This window comes from Mesorhizobium sp. P2_C7 (genome assembly GCF_056404515.1).
The window spans coordinates 201,294-218,481 of record NZ_JBFUDW010000009.1; the positions used below are offsets into that span (position 1 = coordinate 201,294).

General features: G+C 60.3%; 15 protein-coding genes and 1 pseudogene. 12 read left to right on the forward strand and 4 right to left on the reverse strand.

Annotated features, from left to right (window positions below):
* The first annotated feature begins 22 nt into the window (after positions 1-22).
* On the forward strand, positions 23-1,717 hold the full coding sequence (locus AC1D2G_RS20270; RefSeq protein ID WP_477416146.1) for a GMC family oxidoreductase: 1,695 nt from the start codon (positions 23-25) through the stop codon (positions 1,715-1,717).
* 4 nt (positions 1,718-1,721) lie between these two features.
* Positions 1,722-2,573: a D-amino-acid transaminase gene (locus AC1D2G_RS20275; protein WP_477416148.1), complete on the forward strand. Its 852-nt coding sequence runs from the start codon at positions 1,722-1,724 to the stop codon at positions 2,571-2,573.
* 249 nt (positions 2,574-2,822) lie between these two features.
* Here the strand turns inward: AC1D2G_RS20275 and AC1D2G_RS20280 are convergent, their stop codons facing one another.
* The gene (locus AC1D2G_RS20280; RefSeq protein WP_477416150.1) at positions 2,823-3,071 is read right to left on the reverse strand and encodes a hypothetical protein; all 249 of its coding nucleotides are present in this window, start codon (positions 3,069-3,071) and stop codon (positions 2,823-2,825) included.
* Between the two features lie 517 nt (positions 3,072-3,588).
* Between AC1D2G_RS20280 and AC1D2G_RS20285 the strand changes: the two genes are divergently transcribed.
* The 3 genes and pseudogenes from AC1D2G_RS20285 to AC1D2G_RS20295 all read left to right on the forward strand — a co-directional run bounded on the left by AC1D2G_RS20285 (position 3,589) and on the right by AC1D2G_RS20295 (position 5,675).
* A complete protein-coding gene (locus tag AC1D2G_RS20285; RefSeq protein ID WP_477416152.1) occupies positions 3,589-4,551 on the forward strand; it encodes an ArdC family protein in 963 nt (320 codons plus the stop codon).
* Between the two features lie 261 nt (positions 4,552-4,812).
* Positions 4,813-5,340, forward strand: a pseudogene (locus AC1D2G_RS20290) (ParB/RepB/Spo0J family partition protein); the annotation flags it as partial.
* Positions 5,301-5,675: a hypothetical protein gene (locus AC1D2G_RS20295; protein WP_477416305.1), complete on the forward strand. Its 375-nt coding sequence runs from the start codon at positions 5,301-5,303 to the stop codon at positions 5,673-5,675. The pseudogene AC1D2G_RS20290 and the gene AC1D2G_RS20295, both read left to right, overlap by 40 nt.
* A gap of 176 nt (positions 5,676-5,851) precedes the next feature.
* Here the strand turns inward: AC1D2G_RS20295 and AC1D2G_RS20300 are convergent, their stop codons facing one another.
* The 3 genes from AC1D2G_RS20300 to AC1D2G_RS20310 all read right to left on the reverse strand — a co-directional run bounded on the left by AC1D2G_RS20300 (position 5,852) and on the right by AC1D2G_RS20310 (position 8,938).
* Positions 5,852-7,177 carry a type II toxin-antitoxin system HipA family toxin gene (locus tag AC1D2G_RS20300; RefSeq protein ID WP_477416154.1) on the reverse strand — a complete coding sequence of 442 codons (1,326 nt, stop codon included), beginning with the start codon at positions 7,175-7,177 and terminating at the stop codon, positions 5,852-5,854.
* Positions 7,177-7,431 carry a helix-turn-helix domain-containing protein gene (locus AC1D2G_RS20305; protein ID WP_477416156.1) on the reverse strand — a complete coding sequence of 85 codons (255 nt, stop codon included), beginning with the start codon at positions 7,429-7,431 and terminating at the stop codon, positions 7,177-7,179. Before AC1D2G_RS20305 ends, AC1D2G_RS20300 begins: the two co-directional genes overlap by 1 nt.
* A gap of 466 nt (positions 7,432-7,897) precedes the next feature.
* Positions 7,898-8,938, reverse strand: coding sequence for a LacI family DNA-binding transcriptional regulator (locus AC1D2G_RS20310; protein WP_477416158.1), 1,041 nt, complete (start codon positions 8,936-8,938; stop codon positions 7,898-7,900).
* Positions 8,939-9,169: 231 nt separating this feature from the next.
* Between AC1D2G_RS20310 and AC1D2G_RS20315 the strand changes: the two genes are divergently transcribed.
* The 7 genes from AC1D2G_RS20315 to AC1D2G_RS20345 all read left to right on the forward strand — a co-directional run bounded on the left by AC1D2G_RS20315 (position 9,170) and on the right by AC1D2G_RS20345 (position 17,174).
* Complete coding sequence (locus tag AC1D2G_RS20315; RefSeq protein WP_477416160.1) at positions 9,170-10,324, forward strand: sugar ABC transporter substrate-binding protein; 1,155 nt, start codon at positions 9,170-9,172, stop codon at positions 10,322-10,324.
* Positions 10,325-10,483: 159 nt separating this feature from the next.
* The gene (locus AC1D2G_RS20320; protein ID WP_477416162.1) at positions 10,484-11,677 is read left to right on the forward strand and encodes a sugar ABC transporter permease; all 1,194 of its coding nucleotides are present in this window, start codon (positions 10,484-10,486) and stop codon (positions 11,675-11,677) included.
* A complete protein-coding gene (locus tag AC1D2G_RS20325; protein WP_477416164.1) occupies positions 11,674-12,447 on the forward strand; it encodes an ATP-binding cassette domain-containing protein in 774 nt (257 codons plus the stop codon). Before AC1D2G_RS20320 ends, AC1D2G_RS20325 begins: the two co-directional genes overlap by 4 nt.
* Before the next feature lie 48 nt (positions 12,448-12,495).
* Positions 12,496-14,532: a hydantoinase/oxoprolinase family protein gene (locus AC1D2G_RS20330; protein ID WP_477416166.1), complete on the forward strand. Its 2,037-nt coding sequence runs from the start codon at positions 12,496-12,498 to the stop codon at positions 14,530-14,532.
* The gene (locus tag AC1D2G_RS20335; protein ID WP_224620531.1) at positions 14,529-14,759 is read left to right on the forward strand and encodes a hypothetical protein; all 231 of its coding nucleotides are present in this window, start codon (positions 14,529-14,531) and stop codon (positions 14,757-14,759) included. The genes AC1D2G_RS20330 and AC1D2G_RS20335 overlap by 4 nt, the downstream gene beginning before the upstream one ends.
* Positions 14,760-14,761: 2 nt before the next feature.
* Positions 14,762-16,459, forward strand: a complete 1,698-nt coding sequence (locus AC1D2G_RS20340) for a hydantoinase B/oxoprolinase family protein (protein WP_477416168.1) — start codon at positions 14,762-14,764, stop codon at positions 16,457-16,459.
* 25 nt (positions 16,460-16,484) lie between these two features.
* Positions 16,485-17,174: an SDR family NAD(P)-dependent oxidoreductase gene (locus tag AC1D2G_RS20345; protein WP_477416170.1), complete on the forward strand. Its 690-nt coding sequence runs from the start codon at positions 16,485-16,487 to the stop codon at positions 17,172-17,174.
* Positions 17,175-17,188: the final 14 nt, after the last annotated feature.

Consider the following 17,188-nt stretch of genomic DNA (forward strand, 5'->3'; position numbering starts at 1 on the left):
TACGCGGCATAAGGTTTTAAGAATGCAATATGATTACATAGTGGTTGGTGGTGGTTCGGCTGGTTGCGTTTTGGCCCACCGTCTATCCGAGGATAAACGAACGAGTGTCGCCCTGATCGAAGCCGGTCCGGACGTGCTACCGGAAAGCGTTCCCGAAATCATCGCCGACAGCTATCCCGGCTTCGCCTATTTCCATCCGGACTATCACTGGCGCGATCTGCGTATCCACACCAGGACCCAGGTCATCGACGGCTCGCCCACCGGTCAGAAGTTCGAGCAGGCCAAGGTGATGGGTGGTGGCTCAAGCATCAACGGCCAAATGGCTATTCGCGGACTGCCGCACGATTTCGACGAGTGGGAATCGCTGGGCGCCAAGGGCTGGGGCTGGTCCGACGTGCTACCCTTCTTCAAGAAGCTTGAGCGCGACGTCGATTTCGACGGCGAGATCCATGGCCGGGATGGGCGCATCCCGATCCGGCGTATCTTCCAGAAGGGCTGGCCAGGGTTCAGCCGCTCCGTGGCGGAAGCCATGCAGGATCTCGGCTATCCGATGCGCGAGGACCTGAACGGCGAAACGACGGATGGCATCTTTCCCATCACGATCGCCAACCAGTACAACCGCCGCGTCTCGACTGCTGTGGGTTATCTCGACAGCCTGACCCGCGAGCGTCCCAACCTGCACATCATCCCCAATTCGACCGTTACAAAGATTTTGTTTGAACAGTCGCGCGCCATCGGCGTGCTCGTGCGCAACCCAGATGGCTCCGAGCGGCGGATCATGGGCGGCGAAACCATCATCTCCACCGGGGCACTGCACTCTCCGGCGTTGCTGATGCGCTCCGGTGTTGGCCCCGCCCAACATCTGACTGAACATGGTATCGCCACTGTGAAGGATCTGCCCGGGGTCGGTCAGAACCTGCTGGAGCATCCTTCCGTCAGCATCGCGGTGCATCTGAGAAAGCAGGCGCGGCTGCCCGATGACATCCGCCGCCAGATTTTCCTTGGCCTGCGCTACTCCTCAGGCCTCGAAAACTGTCCCGCCGGCGACATGCTTATCCTGCCGACTAACAAGGCGGGCTGGCATCCTATCGGCAAGCGGATGGGGGCGATGCTGGTTGCGGTGAATAAGTCCTTCTCCACCGGGGAGGTTTGCCTGCAGGGGCCAGGCGTGGATACCGAGCCGAAGGTCGAGATGAATATGGCGTCCGATCCTCGCGACCTTGCGCGACTTGTCCAGGGCATGCACCTCATCTTCAAGCTGCTGGACTCTCCGAGGCTGAAGGAAACCGTCGATTTCTGGTTCCCGTCATCATACAATGACGGGACGAGGGCGCTCGCGGTAAAGACCTTCAAGAACTATGCCAGCACTTGGATAGCGGCGCAGTTGTCGGAGCGGCCCGGCTTGCCGCGCGATCTGCTTTACAAATACAAGTTTGCGCCGGGCATGGACATATCGAGGCTGACCGCGGACGAAGCCTATCTCAGGGAGTGGGCGCAACGGACGGTTTGGCCCAACTGGCATGTTTGCGGCACGTGCAAGATCGGTGGTGACAATGACCGGCTCGCCGTCCTTGATCCTGAATGCAGGGTCCGTGGTGTTGAAGGCCTGCGGGTGGTAGATGCCTCCGTGATGCCTACCATCGTTTCGGCGAACACCAACATCAGCACGATCATGGTGGGCGAGCGCGCCGCCAGCCTTATCCTGAACAAGGGCTGATTTCATGACGGCGGTAGCATTTGTTAACGACCGGTTCGTGCCGGCCGAGTCGGCCACTGTGTCTATTTACGACAGGGGCTATCTTTTCGCGGACAGCGTCTACGAGGTCACCGCCGTCCTCGACGGCGGCCTCGTGGATACAGACGCTCATCTCGCGCGGCTGGCGCGCTCCCTTGCAGCCCTAGACATTCCTTTACCGAGGCCAATCAAAGAAATCGAACGCCTGCAGAAGGAACTGGTGGCGCGCTGCAATCTGGCGAACGGCACCATCTATCTTCAGGTGACGCGCGGAAGTGCCCCACGCGACTTCACTTTCAGCGCCGATCTGAAGCCGGGCCTGGTAATGTTCTGTCAGGAACGCGACATCGTGAACCTTCCGTCAGCCAAAACCGGCATCAAGGTGAAGAGTGCGCCTGACATCCGCTGGCAGCGGCGCGACATCAAGTCGACCGGTCTGCTCGCTCAGGCTCTTGCAAAGCAGGCGGCGAAAACGGGAGGCTGCCAAGAAGCGCTGCTGGTTGAGGACGGCTTCGTCACCGAAGGCGCGTCGTCGTCCTTCTTCATCCTTACTGAAGACGGCGAACTCATAACGCGGCCGAATTCGCAACACGTCCTGCCGGGCTGCACGCGACAGGCAGTGTTGGCGCTAGCCAACGAGGGCGAATACCGACTTGCTGAGCGGCGGGTGACCCTTGAGGACGCGTTCGCCGCAAGGGAGGCGTTCCTGACCAGCGCCTCGACATTCATCCTCTCGGTAGTGGAAATCGATGGCCGTGTTATCGGCGGTGGGAAGCCCGGGGCCGTCGCTATGGAATTACGCCGCCGCTATATCGAAATCGCAAGGTTGAGAAGATAGTCTGAAATTGCAGACCGTTTCGTAACGAATCCAGACACTCGATTTGGTCGGCTCCAGGCATTTGGACGACAGGGGCCTTGGGGACTTTCCGGCCTTCGACCGCCGCCTGGTACGCTTCCTTGAATCCCAGTTGATTGGGAGCAGACAGACTGACCAAACGCTCCTTCGTCCGATAGCGCCAGCGTAGTTTTCCGTGGCGATCGGTGTAGGAGGATAGGCCGGGATATTTGTCGGTCATGCAGAATGAATCTATTCCCTGCGGTGATTCCCTTGCAACAGGAAGTCGACGATATTCTCATCATCGTCTCCAGGTAGTTCGGCAAACGCCGCTTCGAGTTTAAGGCGATCCCAAATCACGCGGCCGTCAACTTTCTTCGGCTTCGGCATGCGACGGTCAGCAACCATCTGGTCGAATTTGGTTATGCCCACGCCAACATATCGGGCGGCTTCTTCGCGTGAGAGACCCCGAGGAGGATAGGAAAGGGTGTCGCTTCTCATGATCTCGCTGCCGCATGCGCTCGTCCTTGTGCGCGGGCTTCCATTCAGAGATCAATATCTGGATCGTACCAGCCACAGCCGGAAGGGACCCGACCAAACGGTGCGGTGAATTGCGGTCAGGGCGTATAAATAGGATGGTTTATTGATTGATCGGCGAGTGGGCGTACTGGAAATTGACCGTCGGAAGCACAGCGACGGTCGGCACCGACACCGATCGTTTTCGATCCGGCGCCCTTCGCCGGGGGCGGTCGGTCCCGCATCCCGCCTCACGGCGGCGCTATGCTGATGCTCCTTCGGCCGCCCTGTTGAACCGGTCTCAGGGCCACGAACGTGCTCCAGCACCGAACTGACTTGATCGCTATGACGGACATTTCGGTGCTTCCGCTTTGTACGCCGTTTTTCATTTGGTCGGGAGAGCAGGGGCTCTCCCCACGGAGAGTTAGAGGAGTGGGCGGGTTTTTCGCGACGGGTTGAAAGCGGAAGGAGAGGCCTTCGGCGCCCGTCGCGGAGAACCGCGATGTCTGTCCCGATCAATCGAACCCATGCCGCCGCCGACCGTTCGAACCTCTACGACGAGATCACCGGCAAGATAATTGCCGAGCTGGAAGCGGGTCGTTTTCCCTGGGTTCAGCCATGGGGGACTTCCGCGGCAAACGCATCGCTTTCCCTGCCGAAGAATGCCAGCACGCATCGCGCGTATAGCGGTATCAACGTGCTTATCCTCTGGGGCGCTGTCGTTGAACGCGGGTTCCCAATGCAGAGTTGGATAACCTATCGACAGGCTTTCGCGCTCGGCGGGAATGTTCGTAGAGGCGAGCGCGGGACAACGGTCGTTTATGCCGATCGTTTTGTCCCCGATCACGAGAAGAAGCGCGCTCGCGAGACGGGCGAGCATGCTCAAGCCATCCCGTTCCTCAAGCGCTTCACCGTTTTCAACATCGAGCAATGTGAAGGGCTACCTGACGAAGTCGCAGCTTCGGCGCCGCTGCCGGTGGCAAGCCCGATCGAACCGCGCGTCGAGGCGCTGATCAAGGCCACCGGTATCGACTTTCATATTGGCGGCGACAGGGCGTTCTACGCGCCGGCCCACGACTATATACAGGTGCCTCCGCCCCAAGCTTACTTCGAGCCGATCAATTGGCATCGGACAGCCTTGCATGAACTCGGTCATGCAACCGGCCACAGTTCACGCCTGGACCGCAAATTATCCGGCTCTACCGCCTCCAGGAAGTATGCGTTCGAAGAGCTCGTGGCAGAAATCAACGCGGCGTTCTGTTGTGCAGCCCTGGGCATCGTCCCAACGGTTCGGCACGCCGACTATATCGGCTCATGGCTGGAGGTTTTGCGCGAGGACAATCGCGCCATCGTCCGTGCCGCCAGCCAGGCCAGCAAGGCGGCCGACTGGCTTCTTGGCCACCTGCCGGTGGAGGCCGAAGCATCCGTCGAGTCGGGCGCAGGCAACGATAGATTGGCGGCATAACCTTCGCTGACCGGACCAGCGCATGCGCCGTCCCGCCGATCGGCATAGCCATAAGTGCCAGCCGCACTTCGTCGATCCGCTTCAACCATCGGTTCAAGCGGAAACAACGTTCAGGCCGACATGCCTTCAGGCGTGCGCGCTCGGCTGTCAATCACCGGTGTGTCGGATTGTGCAGGCAGGAGAGGGAGAGGGTTGGAGGGGTCTTGTGACGGGTTCAAGGCTGAGAGAGAGGCTCTCGGCGGCCCGTCGCGGAGAACTTAAATGACCATTGCTGTTCAAAAGATCACGCTATCGTCTTCGCGCGATATCCCTTTCAACAAGCTGGTGCTCGGCCAGTCCAATGTGCGTCGCATCAAGGCAGGCGTCTCGATCGACGACCTCGCTGCTTCGATCGTTCGCCGCGGGTTGATCCAGAGCCTGCACGTTCGTCCTGTGGTTGATGCCGACGGCCAAGAGACGGGGATGTTCGAGGTGCCAGCTGGCGGCCGCCGATATCGCGCCCTCGAGATGCTAGTTAAGCAGAAGCAGCTTACCAAAACAGCGCCGGTGCCATGTGTCGTCGGCAGTTCTTCCAGCGCAATTCTGGCGGCGGAAGTGTCACTGGCTGAGAACATCGAACGCGCGCCACTTCACCCGCTGGACCAATATCGGGCGTTCAAGGATTTGCTCGACCAGGGCATGACAGAGGAGGAGATTGCAGCTGCTTTCTTCATCTCGGTCAACGTCGTCAAGCAGCGGCTCAAGCTGACATCCGTTTCGCCAGCACTTCTCGACTTCTACGCCGAGGACGGAATGACGATCGCCCAAAGGCATTCTCCATCAGCAACGATCATGCGCGACAGGCCGCGATCGCCAAACGTCTCGATCAGGTCGATCGACGCCTGGCCAGGCAGGAGCGCGATATCGGCATTGCGGTCGAGACACTGGCGGTGTTTGTCCGCTTTTGGCTGGCGACAACGCCGGCCTTGCCCGAGCCCGCCGCCCAGGCCGCGCGCGCCAAGGCGGCCGAACGCTATGAGGCCTTCGTGACGGCCCTGGGCAGGCGGCTGGCAAAGGGGCCGAAACTGCGACAGGAGATTTCCGAGGATATCAATCCGATGGACAACAGCGAAAACCCGCCCTGACGGATTGCAGGCCAATAAACGGCTGGCTTGGAGGCCGATGCCCTGTTCATCATGATGGTGGGTATGCGCGACGCCTCTGGCGGTCACGGGGCGACAATGTTGTTGCACCGATGACGGCGATGATGATCAGCCGCGGCTGGCGAGCAAGTCCCGGCAGCCGGTTCGTCGCACCGTGATCAATCGCCGGCATCAGCCTTGTTATCGGCGAGGAGGGCCGCCCGCTTGCCGATAGCCGACTTGACCGAGTCGACCAGTTGTTCAGGAAAGCCCCGGGGCAGCGACATGATCACCTCGTCGACCTGCTTCTCCACGTTTTCAGCAATGTCATCGAAAATTCTGCGCATGACAGGGGTACCCACACCGGCAATGTCAGCGGTCTGCAGGAAGTGGCGTGGCATGATGTCAGGTACCGAATAGTGCCTGTTCTTGCCGACCGACATTGCCAGTTTGAATTTTTTGCGCGGGATTTGTCCGGTATCAAGGCTGGGCTGCGCGGTCAGCACGTCGTAAAGCGGCGTCATGCGGAATCGTCCGCCAGGGCCGAGAAAAATACTGAAATTCTTGGCGTGGCCGTCGGTCGCGCCAATCATCCAGAACAAGATGCAGGTGCGCAAGAAGGTGGCGATATCTTCATCAGGCGTATCGCTACCCCTCAGAAGCTCGACAATCTCGCGCATGCCGGGACCGCCATCCGACTGGTACTTGCGCGTCGGTGGCACCGACAGCGCTTGACAGATATCCTCCTGCGGCAGGCGCAGGAGGCGGCCGTCGCGGGCCCAGAGCCGGTCGAAGCGTTCTACGATCAGGGTACGGCGCTCGCCGAAGTCAGCGATCTCTGCCTGTGCCGCGGGAACGCCAAACGCTTGCAGCAGCTTAAGGCACAGATACTCGTTCTCGACGCTGTTGGAGAGATCGATGCCGTTCGGCAGCCGGCCGATCTGCGGCTTCAGGATATGGGTGGTCGCTGCCGTGCCGATCGGTTTGAACCAGCCTCCGTCCTTGCGCAGCAGCGCGGTCTTTTCCTGCGCTCCGGCAATCGAGATGCGAAAGTCCTCATCCTCGCCGAGGCCCAGCGGAGCGGCAGCAAGGTTCTCGATTATCCCTGCGACGTCCTCGTTGCTGACCGGCTTGCCTTCGACACTGCCGGCAGGGCCTGGATCCATGCCATCGGTCAGGAATTGCAACGCGCCGACGCAGTCACGGCCGAGCGCAGCCAGCATGCTGTAGGCGTCCGTGCCGTCGGCGCCGACGCGTTCGGCAACACGCCTGCGTATGGCGTCATCGTCTGGAAGCAGGTTGTCGAAGACGTTGGTCACTGGCATGCCGATGTAGCGGTCTTCCCGTAGGGGAAGCGAGAGTGAGATCGGGAAGGTGCCGCGCCAGTCCAGCCATTCGCGGGCGTATTGGAAGTCGATGGCGCCCGTCGATTCCCTGCGCAGTACGCCCACCAGGCGCCCGTTCAGGAAGACATTCAAGGGGATGTGAGCCCGGCGCCGTGCCATCAGAACAGATCCTCAATATCAGCAGAGCTGCCTTTGCTGCGCGCGCGCACGACGAGTTCAAGGTCGAGAGCGGCGAGGGCGGCCATCAGGGTGCGGAGTTGCATCGCGGGCTCGCCGGCCTCGAGGCGGGAGACCGTACCCTGGCGCAGGTGGATCTGGTTGCTGAGCGAGCCTTGCGTGAGCCCGGCGGTCTTGCGGGCGCGGCGCAGAATGGCCCCGAGCTGTTTTTCGTTGCGAGCGATCTGGTCTGTCATGATGAGTCTCCACGTCTGCAATATACGCGATCGCGTATTAATCGTCAATATACGGAATTGCGTATAAAAGAGATATATACGCGATCACGTATACAAGGGAGATATACGCGATCGCGTATGACGCCGATGAGTCAGCTGGCAAGCGGCGGTCTTGGCGCTCTGCGCCGGCCAGCCGGCTTAACGCTCGTACAGTTGCATATCGGATGACGGGCCGCCCTCAGGCCCAGCAATCATAGGGACTAGCACCTAGTGACCCGACCCAAGAGGCCATATGGAGTCAGTATTGCGTGCGCCGTTTTCGTGCCCCAGGTAAACAGCTAAGAGTAGAAGCGAGATTGCAATTGAAAAATAGATTATTAACTCAATTCCATTCCGTTTGCTCATTGAATTTTTCCGCTAATATTGATTTATAGCTTCATTTCCAGGGTATCATTGGTTAGAAAAAGTAACGACGGTAATCGGGGCATCAAACAACACGCAAACTTCGACCGCTGCTCCATCGAGCGCGGTCAGGCAGCACCAGCCGGCAATCGACGCCTATGTCCCGGTAGGTGAAGGCGCTCGTGTTGAGCCGTCCCAGGAGGGATGTGCCAGCCACCGTGCCGACCCTGAATGCGACCGATTGCAATCCCGGAATGCCTGCCCCGTCCGGCCTTTCGTTCTGAGATTCTGCATCAAGGCAGACAAGTTGGCCAAGCACGTCTGGTCGCCCCGCCAGCACACAGCCATGCGCCACGTCAGCAAGTTCGATCTCGCTGGATACAAAGACGTTGGAGACCGTCGCGGTGGCGCTCTGCGACAAGAAATCGATGATGCCAAGGGGCTCGGCGAACTCGAAGTGCCGAAGCATCGGATTGGCCCGCAGCAGTTTGTATCGGCGCAGAGCTCGGCGGTCGCTGTCGCCCACGCGGATATAGAAAACCGGACCTGGCGGCCCTTTTGCCATGAAGGCCGCGAGACCGTTGATCTGAGCGTCGGATTTTTCATGTATTGAGCAGCAGTCCTGCAAATCGTGCAGGCGAAGGCCCTGGATCTCGACAATCGGGATGCCGAGACTAGCGAGAACCGCAATATCCTTCTTGCGGATCTCCAGGCTCTCGTCGACCAAAAGGGCGGCGCCGTCCAGACGCTGCGCCAGTGATCCGATGGCGGTCTCGATGGGGCAGTGGCTGCGAACCACGTGACAGACCGTGTAGCCTTGGCCGCTGATCGCTTCGAGGAATCCAGCTATGGCGGCCTGATTCTTGCGGTTGAAGCGGATGCTGTCGTCGCTGCCCTGCAGCGCGATTAGGCCGATCGTGTTGGTCCGCCCAGTCCTAAGTGAGCGGCCGGCGAGCTGGGGTTGGTATTTAAGACGCTTGATTTCGTTCTCGATGATGGCGCGTGTCCGCTCGCTCACCAGGTCCCATCGTTCATTGACGACGTTGGACACGCTCATGACGGACACGCCAGCCGCCGCCGCCACATCTTTCAGCGTCACCTGATCTCTGATCTTCCGGCCAGCCATCAAATCCCTTCCCGGGGTACTTGTAGCGTTAAATAGACTGCCCGGCGCTGCGAGGCAATCTCAGGAGGATTTTTGCGGTATGGACCTCCTCTGAATGGTGAATGCATTTAACGATAAATTCGAATTCTACAGTGGGCGCAAAGTCCGGAACTTACGCTAAGTACCCTAAATTAAACGATCTTTTTGAAAAAAAGGGCCGAAAGAGCGAAGCCGCAACAAAGCCCTTGACAGGTGTCGCCGAAAATCAATACCTTTAACGTTAAAGATAAGCGTTCAACCGCAAGAAAGGGAATGACCATGAAAGGAAATTTCAACCTGTCCAGACGGGGATTTCTGGGTGCCGGCGCAGGCCTCGCTACCATCGCGACGTTTGGCGGCACGGGAAAGCTCTCGGCAGCCGGCACCGGCAAGATCGGGTTCGCCATGGAGACGTTCACGGTCCCGAGATGGAAGAATTTGGACAGGCCGAGCTTTGAGCAGGCCGTCAAGGCTGCAGGTTTCGAGCCGATCGTCAATCAAGCGGACTTCAAGGTGGAGCAGCAGCTTGCTGATGTCGAGAACCTGCTTACCGTGGGCGTAGATGCGCTCGCCATTGTCGCGGTGGTCGCCGAAGCTGGCGTCAACATGGCAAAGCGAGCCAAGCGTGCCGGTGTGCCCGTGTTGGCCTACAACACCGCGATCCCCTCAAAGGACGTTGATGTCTACGTGGCCCGCAACAACCGCGGTGTTGGTCGCAAGGCGGCTCAGGCAGCGCTCGACGCCGGTGTGCTTAAGGGCAACTGGGTGGTGACCTCGGGCCAGGCAGGCAACACCGTGGCCGAAGAGATTACCAAAGGCTACTACGACATCATGCAGCCGCTGATCGACAAGGGCGAGTTGAAGGTGGTCAGCCACCTGTTTCACGATGGCTGGGATCCGGACGCGGCGCGTCGCCAAGCGGAAGATTCGCTGACGGCCAATCACAACGACATCGCGGGCTTCCTCTGCAACAACGACGGCATGGCGGGCGGCGTCATCGGCGCGCTCGAAAAGGTCGGGCTCGCCGGCAAGGCGTTCGTGACCGGCCAGGATGCGACTATCGAGGGCTGCCGACACATCCTGCTCGGCAACATGGCACTGTCGAGCTTCACCCTGTTCGATCAGATGGGCAAGATCTCCGGCGAGCTTTGCGCGAAGCTGGCCAGGGGCGAGGCGCTCGGTATTTCTGAAACCTACGATGCCGGAAATGGTGTGACACTGCCTTACGTTCCCGTCGAGGACCGCAATATCACCCGGGACAACATGGTCGAATACCTGAAGGCGTATAGCCCGATCTACGTCGATAGCAAGGCAATCCTCGACAGCATTCCGAAGGACAAATGGCCGGCCGGGGCGGACCAACTCTAACGGCCATCCAAGCCGGCGGACCCAGCCGCCGGTCCGAGGTCGAGCGCTCGAGAAGCCTCCCACTCGAGCGCTCGACCTGCCACTTCAGCAACGGGCTTGCGCGCCGGATGTCTTTTGCGGACACAATCCATGGTTCGCCGCCTGAACAGGAACTGGACCATGAACGCCAAAATAGCAGAAACGGCTATGTCGACGGAAAATGTCGCGGCAACCGCCCCTTCGAGGCAGTCTTTCGAAGCGGAACGAAGCAACTGGCGCATCATCATTCTGATCCTGGCGACGCTTGCCATCTGGATAGGCTTTCATGTCTGGACCGGCGTCTTCATCAGCCCGCGCAATTTGTCCAATCTAGCGGTCCAGGCGGCGATAACCGCCATCATCGCTGCAGGCCTGTGCTGGCTGCTAGTGGCCCGTGAAATCGATCTGTCGGTCGGGTCGCTGCTTGCCATGTGCGGCGTGCTCTGCATGCTGCTGCTGCAGAAGGCCGGGCTTGATGCCTATCTTACAATCCTCATCGTGCTTCTGGTTGGTGTCGGTGTCGGGCTTCTCCAGGGCGGATTGCGCGTAACGCTTGGCATTCCCTCCTTCATCATCACCCTGGCCGGCTTTTCCTGGCTACGCGGCCTTGCCTACGTCCTGTCGGGCGCCGAAACGTTGTCGGGCGCCGGCGACACCTTCTATGAAATCGCCAATGGCGAAATCCCAACGACCATAAGCCTGGTCATCATCCTGGCACTCGCGGCCATCTATCTCCACGGGTGGGTGCGCGCATATACGGCGCTGCTCGGCCCCCAGAAATATGAGCGGCGCGCCGTCAATCTGGTCATCTTGGCACTGTCGCTATGCGCCGCCGCGTTGTCGGCATGGGTGTTTGCCACCCGCAACGGCATTCCCTATCCGTTGGCGTTCCTGGCACTTTTGGTATTCGTGATGGAGTATAGCGCGCGCCACACGCGCTTTGGCCGACACGTCTATGCCATCGGTGGAAACCCGACCTCGGCGAAGCGCGCAGGCATCAACGTCAACCGCATGGTCCTGGCGCTGTTCGGGCTGATGGGCGCGCTCACCGCGGTCGCAGCAATCATACAGACATCCAGGCTCGACGCTGGACCCCCGAACGTTGGGCTATTCGTCAATTTGAGCGCTCTCAGCGCGGCAATTATCGGCGGCACCTCCCTCTTTGGCGGGGAAGGCAGGGTTCTTGGCACCGTGATCGGGGCGCTACTCATGGCGAGTATCAACAATGGGCTCAGCCTCGCGGGGGTCGACACCTTCTATCAGATGATCATCACCGGCGGTCTGCTCATCGTTGCTGTGTCGGCCGATCACGCGGCACAGAGGAGGCATAGATGAGCACTTCAGCAACGTCGGCGTCGGCCGTTTCAGTGCGCGATCTGCGCAAGAACTATGGCGCCGTGGAGGCCACGCGGGGCGTCAGCTTCGAGATATTCCCCGGCGAGATCGTTGGACTTGTCGGCGACAATGGCGCAGGAAAGTCGACACTGACGAAGATGATCGCGGGCGATGTACCACCGACCTCTGGCGAGATCCGGATCGGCGGCGCTTCGGTTCAGAGTTCCTCCACCACCTGGGCGCGCGACCACGGCGTGGAAATGGTCTATCAGGACCTGGCGCTCTGCGACAATCTCGATATCTGCGCCAACATCTTTCTCGGACGCGAGATAACCCGTCGTAGCGTGCTGGGTTACGCCCGGCTGAGCCACGACGTCATGATGGCGAAGGCGCAGCAGCTTCTCACCATGCTTGAAGTCAAGCTGCCGAACCTGCGCGAGCCAGTGACGGCGCTGTCCGGTGGTCAGCGCCAGATGGTCGCCATCGCCCGTTCGGTCGCCTATGAGCCGAAGCTTGTCATCATGGATGAACCGACCRCCGCGTTGTCGGTCTCGGCCGGCCAGCCGGTACTCGAGCTGATTCGGCGCCTGCCGCAACGCAACGTCGCTATCCTCTTGATCAGCCACCGGCTCAGCGACGTGCTCACCACCGCCGATCGTATCCTGGTGCTAAGGCGCGGCAAGATCGTCGCTGCGGTCCGGGCATCGGAGATAGACGAGGGCGAACTGCTTCACCTCATGGCCGGCATAAACGTGCCGAACGAAGATTGATGCCACCTGTGCGGGCGTGTTTGCCCACACCGGCAGGAAAGGAACGACATGTCTTACATACTGGGTATCGACGTCGGCGGCACCTTCACCGACTTCGTCGCCTATAATGAGCAGAGCCGCGAAGTGACCGTCTGGAAGGATTTTTCGACGCCAGGCGATCCGTCCGACGGCATACTTAACGGCCTGAAGCAGTTTCCGCGCCGCAACGAGATCTCCGGCATCCGCTTGGGGACCACCATCGCAACCAACGCAATCCTGGAACGCAATGGCGCCAACGTCGCCTTCGTGACCACCCAGGGCTTTCGGGACGTCCCCTTCATTCAGCGCGGCAATCGCCGCTTCCATTTCAATTCACGCTGGGTGAAGCCGCAGCCATTGCTCCAGCGCGCCAACAGTTTCGAGGTCATCGAACGCGTGGACTGCGAGGGCAACATCATCCTTCCCCTGGACATGGATAGCCTGCGTCGCGTCGCCGACCGCATCGCCGAACAGGGCGATATCAAAGCGATCTCGGTGTGCCTCTTGTTTTCCTATATCAATCCCCAGAACGAGATCACGGTCCGCGACTATCTCGCGTCTCGCTTTCCGGACCTGCCGATCTCGATCTCCTACGATGTTCTGCCAAAATGGAAGGAATATGAGCGGGCCTCGACAACAATAGCAGACGCCTATGTGAAGCCGATCGTCACCGATCAACTCGGCGAGCTCGAGAGCCGGATCGCTGAGGCAGTCGGGGCGGCCCGCGTGGTGGTGACCAAATCGAATGGCGGGCAGACAACCGTCGCAGGAGCCTGCGAGGCGCCGGTCCAGATGACCTTGTCGGGCCCGACAGGTGGTGTGGTGGCGGCGCAGTTCATAGGCAGCGTGACCGGCGAAAAGAACTTCGTCACCATCGACATGGGCGGCACGTCGACCGACTGCTCGCTGATTGTGAACGGCACCGCCTCGCTCACAACCGATTTCGAAGTGGAATGGGGCATTCCAATCCAGGTGCCGATGCTGGACGTGCGTACAATTGGCGCCGGCGGAGGCTCGATCGCCTGGATCGACAAGGGCGGGCTGCTCCGCGTCGGTCCGCAAAGCGCCCGGTCGCGCCCCGGCCCCATTTGCTACGGTCGCGGAGGGACCGAGCCGACAGTGACGGACGCAAACTTGGTGCTGGGCCGCATCAACCCCGACAATTTCCTTGGTGGCACGGTGGCGCTCGACGCCGATGGCGCGCGCGCCGGTGTCAAGCGTTTGGCCGAGCGCCTCAGCCTCAGTGTCGATGACGCCGCCCTGGCGGTGATCAAGATCGTCAACAACAATATGGTTGGCGCAATCCGCAGTGTGCTGGTTGAAAAGGGTGAGTCACCCGACAAGTTCTCGCTGATGTTCTTCGGCGGGGCCGGGCCGGTGCATGCATGCGATCTGCTGAAAGACCTTTCGATGTCACGGGCTATCATCCCGGTCCATCCCGGTCAGTTCTCGGCGTTCGGATTTACCGCGACGGACGCTCGTGTCGACCGCCAGCGGACGGTGCAGATGACCTCGAATCGCATGGACCACGGTCGCGCCACGCAGCATCTCAAGGAACTTGAGGCCGACTGCCTGGCACAACTCCACGCCCAGGGTTTCGAGGGCGATATCAGCGTCGAGCGCCGCGTCGAACTGCGATATCACGGCCAGAATTACGAGCTCTCTCTACCCCTCCGGTTCACCACGTTCAACGACGCCACTGCGAAGGAGCTGTGGGCCGGTTTCGACAAGGCGCACGACGAGCGCTTCGGCTTCAACATTCCTGGTGAGTTCATCGAGATCGTGAACTTCAACGTAACGGCAGTCAAACGGCTTTCGAAACCACAGGTGCCAAAGCTGGACAGGACAAGCTTTGCACCGAAGCCGATTTCAATGCGGTCCGTTGGCTATGACGAAGGACGCCACGACACGCCGATATATCGGCGCGAGGAACTGATGGCCGGCGACACGATCCAAGGCCCGGCGGTCATCGAAGAGGCTGTGTCCCTGGTCGTGTTGCATCCCGACCAGGAGCTGCTCGTAGACGACTACGGCAACCTCCACGTTTCGGAAAGGCAAACGCGATGAAGTTCTCAGACAACGGCTATTACCTCGAAGAGTACACGAAGTGCGACAATTGCGGGATTCTGCTCTACCGGTCGCCGATCCGCATCACCACAGACGGCGCCAACAAGCGCTACTGCTCCGACTGGTGCGTTGATTGGGACATGAAGCGCGAATCCGAGATCGCAAACCAGAAGCGTGGCGCAGAAGGCGTCGAGCCGAAACGGCAACGCGTGGCAACGGGAAAATGACGATGCAGGGCAGACACGCCAAGAATATGGTCCAGATGAGCATTCTGGACGGCCGCCTGGTCCAGATCGCGAAGGAGATGGGCATCACTTTGATGATGACGTCTTATTCGACCATCTTCAACGAGGGCCTGGACTTCACCTGCGGATTGGCCGACGCCAAGGGCAACCTGATCGGGACCGGTGACTTTCAACCGTCAATGATCGGTGGCTTGCCGCTGGTTATCCAAACGATCACCCAGGAGATCCCTGTCGAGACTCTTGAGGAGGGCGACGTGATCGTTCACAACGATCCGTATCGCGGTGGCATGCATACGCCCGAACACACTTTCATTCAGCCGGTGTTCGTCGACAAGACATTCGTCGGCTACTCGGTGGCGATCGGGCATGTTGCGGAGGTCGGCGGCATGGTGCCGGGGGCCTTCGCCGGCGAAGCGACCGAAATCTTCCACGAAGGCCTGCGCGTTCCTCCGGTGAAGATACGGCGTCGCGGCAAAGACGTCGAAGACATCTGGCGCCTTATGCTGGCCAACTACCGCACGCCCAGGCAGAACTTCGGCGATTTCCGCGCAATGATCAGCGCAGTCCAGCTCGGCGAGCAGCGCATGCGGGCGCTGGTCACCGAATTCGGCCACGACCGCTTCATGCAACTGACCGATAGCCTGCTCGACTATTCGGAGGCGCGCATGCGGGCCGAGCTCAAGGAATTTCCGAACGGCTGCTACAGTTTCGAGGACTATATGGAGGACGACGGCATCGAGAAGCGACGCTACAAGATCGCAGTCGACGTCTTTGTCCAAGACGACGAGATCGTTGTCGACTTCCGCCGCTCGGACAAGCAGGCTAAGGGTCCCATCAACGGCGTTCTTTCCGTTGCGCTCTCGGCCTCATATAACGCTATACTTCACCTGACCGACCCGAGTATCCCGAAGAATTCAGGCTGCTTCCGCCCGATTCGGGTAGTCGCTCCGCCCGGTCTGGTGGTCAACGCCAACTATCCGGCGCCGGAAGTCGGCGGCAACACCGAAACCCATATCCGCATCTGCTACACGGTCATCGGCGCATTGGCGGCGGCCGTACCGGAACGAGCCTTCGCGACCGATGGCGGCACCCACTCGAACTTCCTGTTCGGCGGCTACAATGCGCGGACCGAGGAGTACATCGTCTGCTACGATCTTTCCACCCCCGGCTGGGGCGGGCGCAGCCATGCCGATGGCAACAGCGCCTGCAACGCGATTAACGGCAATTCGCGGCTGAACCCTGTCGAAGTGTTCGAGACGCGTTTCCCATGGCGCATTGATGCTCATGAATTCGTCTCCGATACCGGGGGGCCTGGCGAGTATCGCGGCGGCCTGGCATTGCGTAAAAAGATGACTTGCCTCGCCGAGGAACTCACGCTGTCCTTCATGTCGGATCGACAGGAACTGGCGCCGTGGGGGCTTTTCAAGGGTCAGGCCGGCGGCTGCGGCAGCCTACATATCAAGCGGTCCGGGTCTCAGGACTGGAAAGATTTCCATCAGGATAGCGGCAAGGTCTCGGCCTCGAAATTCTCGAACGCCAAGGTCTATCAAGGCGACCAGGTAATCGTCGTGGCGCCAGGCGGTGGAGGTTATGGCGACTCGCGCAAGCGCGATCCCGAGGCCATCCGAAAGGACCTTGCCGCGGGTTGGATCACTGAGGCCGGCGCGGCCACCTATCGCTAGGATCGGACAAAGGCAGGCGCTATCCATGAACGGTCAAGCAGTTGCGACGCGGCCAGCGGGGCAAAAATATCTCGTCGTCGGCGCCTCCCGCGGAATCGGTCTCGGGCTGGTCAAAGTGCTGACGGCGCAGGGTCGGCTTGTGGTGGCAACGAGCAGGGATGGTGGCGCCCACGCGCCAGCGGCGCATTGGCTTGGGCTCGACATCACAGACAGCGCTTCCCGCGAGCGCCTTGTCGATGCGCCGCTTCTTGAAGGCACGACCCATATCGTCATCGCGGCAGGGATCATGCCCAAGGATATCGACGAGACTCTCGACCCGGCAGTCGTCGCCGCGATTTTTGACACTAACAGCGTGGCGCCCGCCGTGCTGGCTGACATGTTGGCGCGGCGGCTCGGTCCATCCCTGAGCCACATCATGCTCCTTGGTTCGCGTATGGGCTCGGTCCGACTTAATACAAAGGGGGACGACTGGATCTATCGCGCCAGCAAGGCGGCACTGAATTCGGCCGCCAAGAGCTTCTACGATCGATGCGGCCGAGGGACTTTCGCCGTCACGGTCGCCCATCCAGGCTGGGTGCGCACCGACATGGGGGGCACGGAAGCCGACATCGATGTATCGACCTCTGTTCGCGGCCTGGTGGCGCTGCTCGAGGACGGGTCGGGTGCGAGCGCCTTTCGTTATTGCGACTACAGGGGGAAGTCACTGCCCTACTGAACGTCAATCGAGTA

Excerpts from the sequence above, each read along its gene's own strand:
- AC1D2G_RS20305 (WP_477416156.1), bottom strand. The coding sequence starts at position 7,431 with ATGACAGACCAGATCGCTCGCAACGAAAAACAGCTCGGGGCCATTCTG.
- AC1D2G_RS20270 (WP_477416146.1), top strand. The coding sequence starts at position 23 with ATGCAATATGATTACATAGTGGTTGGTGGTGGTTCGGCTGGTTGCGTT.
- AC1D2G_RS20345 (WP_477416170.1), top strand. The coding sequence starts at position 16,485 with ATGAACGGTCAAGCAGTTGCGACGCGGCCAGCGGGGCAAAAATATCTC.
- AC1D2G_RS20280 (WP_477416150.1), bottom strand. The coding sequence starts at position 3,071 with ATGAGAAGCGACACCCTTTCCTATCCTCCTCGGGGTCTCTCACGCGAA.
- AC1D2G_RS20320 (WP_477416162.1), top strand. The coding sequence starts at position 10,484 with ATGAACGCCAAAATAGCAGAAACGGCTATGTCGACGGAAAATGTCGCG.
- AC1D2G_RS20310 (WP_477416158.1), bottom strand. The coding sequence starts at position 8,938 with ATGGCTGGCCGGAAGATCAGAGATCAGGTGACGCTGAAAGATGTGGCG.
- AC1D2G_RS20335 (WP_224620531.1), top strand. The coding sequence starts at position 14,529 with ATGAAGTTCTCAGACAACGGCTATTACCTCGAAGAGTACACGAAGTGC.
- AC1D2G_RS20330 (WP_477416166.1), top strand. The coding sequence starts at position 12,496 with ATGTCTTACATACTGGGTATCGACGTCGGCGGCACCTTCACCGACTTC.
- AC1D2G_RS20340 (WP_477416168.1), top strand. The coding sequence starts at position 14,762 with ATGCAGGGCAGACACGCCAAGAATATGGTCCAGATGAGCATTCTGGAC.
- AC1D2G_RS20275 (WP_477416148.1), top strand. The coding sequence starts at position 1,722 with ATGACGGCGGTAGCATTTGTTAACGACCGGTTCGTGCCGGCCGAGTCG.
- AC1D2G_RS20285 (WP_477416152.1), top strand. The coding sequence starts at position 3,589 with ATGTCTGTCCCGATCAATCGAACCCATGCCGCCGCCGACCGTTCGAAC.
- AC1D2G_RS20300 (WP_477416154.1), bottom strand. The coding sequence starts at position 7,177 with ATGGCACGGCGCCGGGCTCACATCCCCTTGAATGTCTTCCTGAACGGG.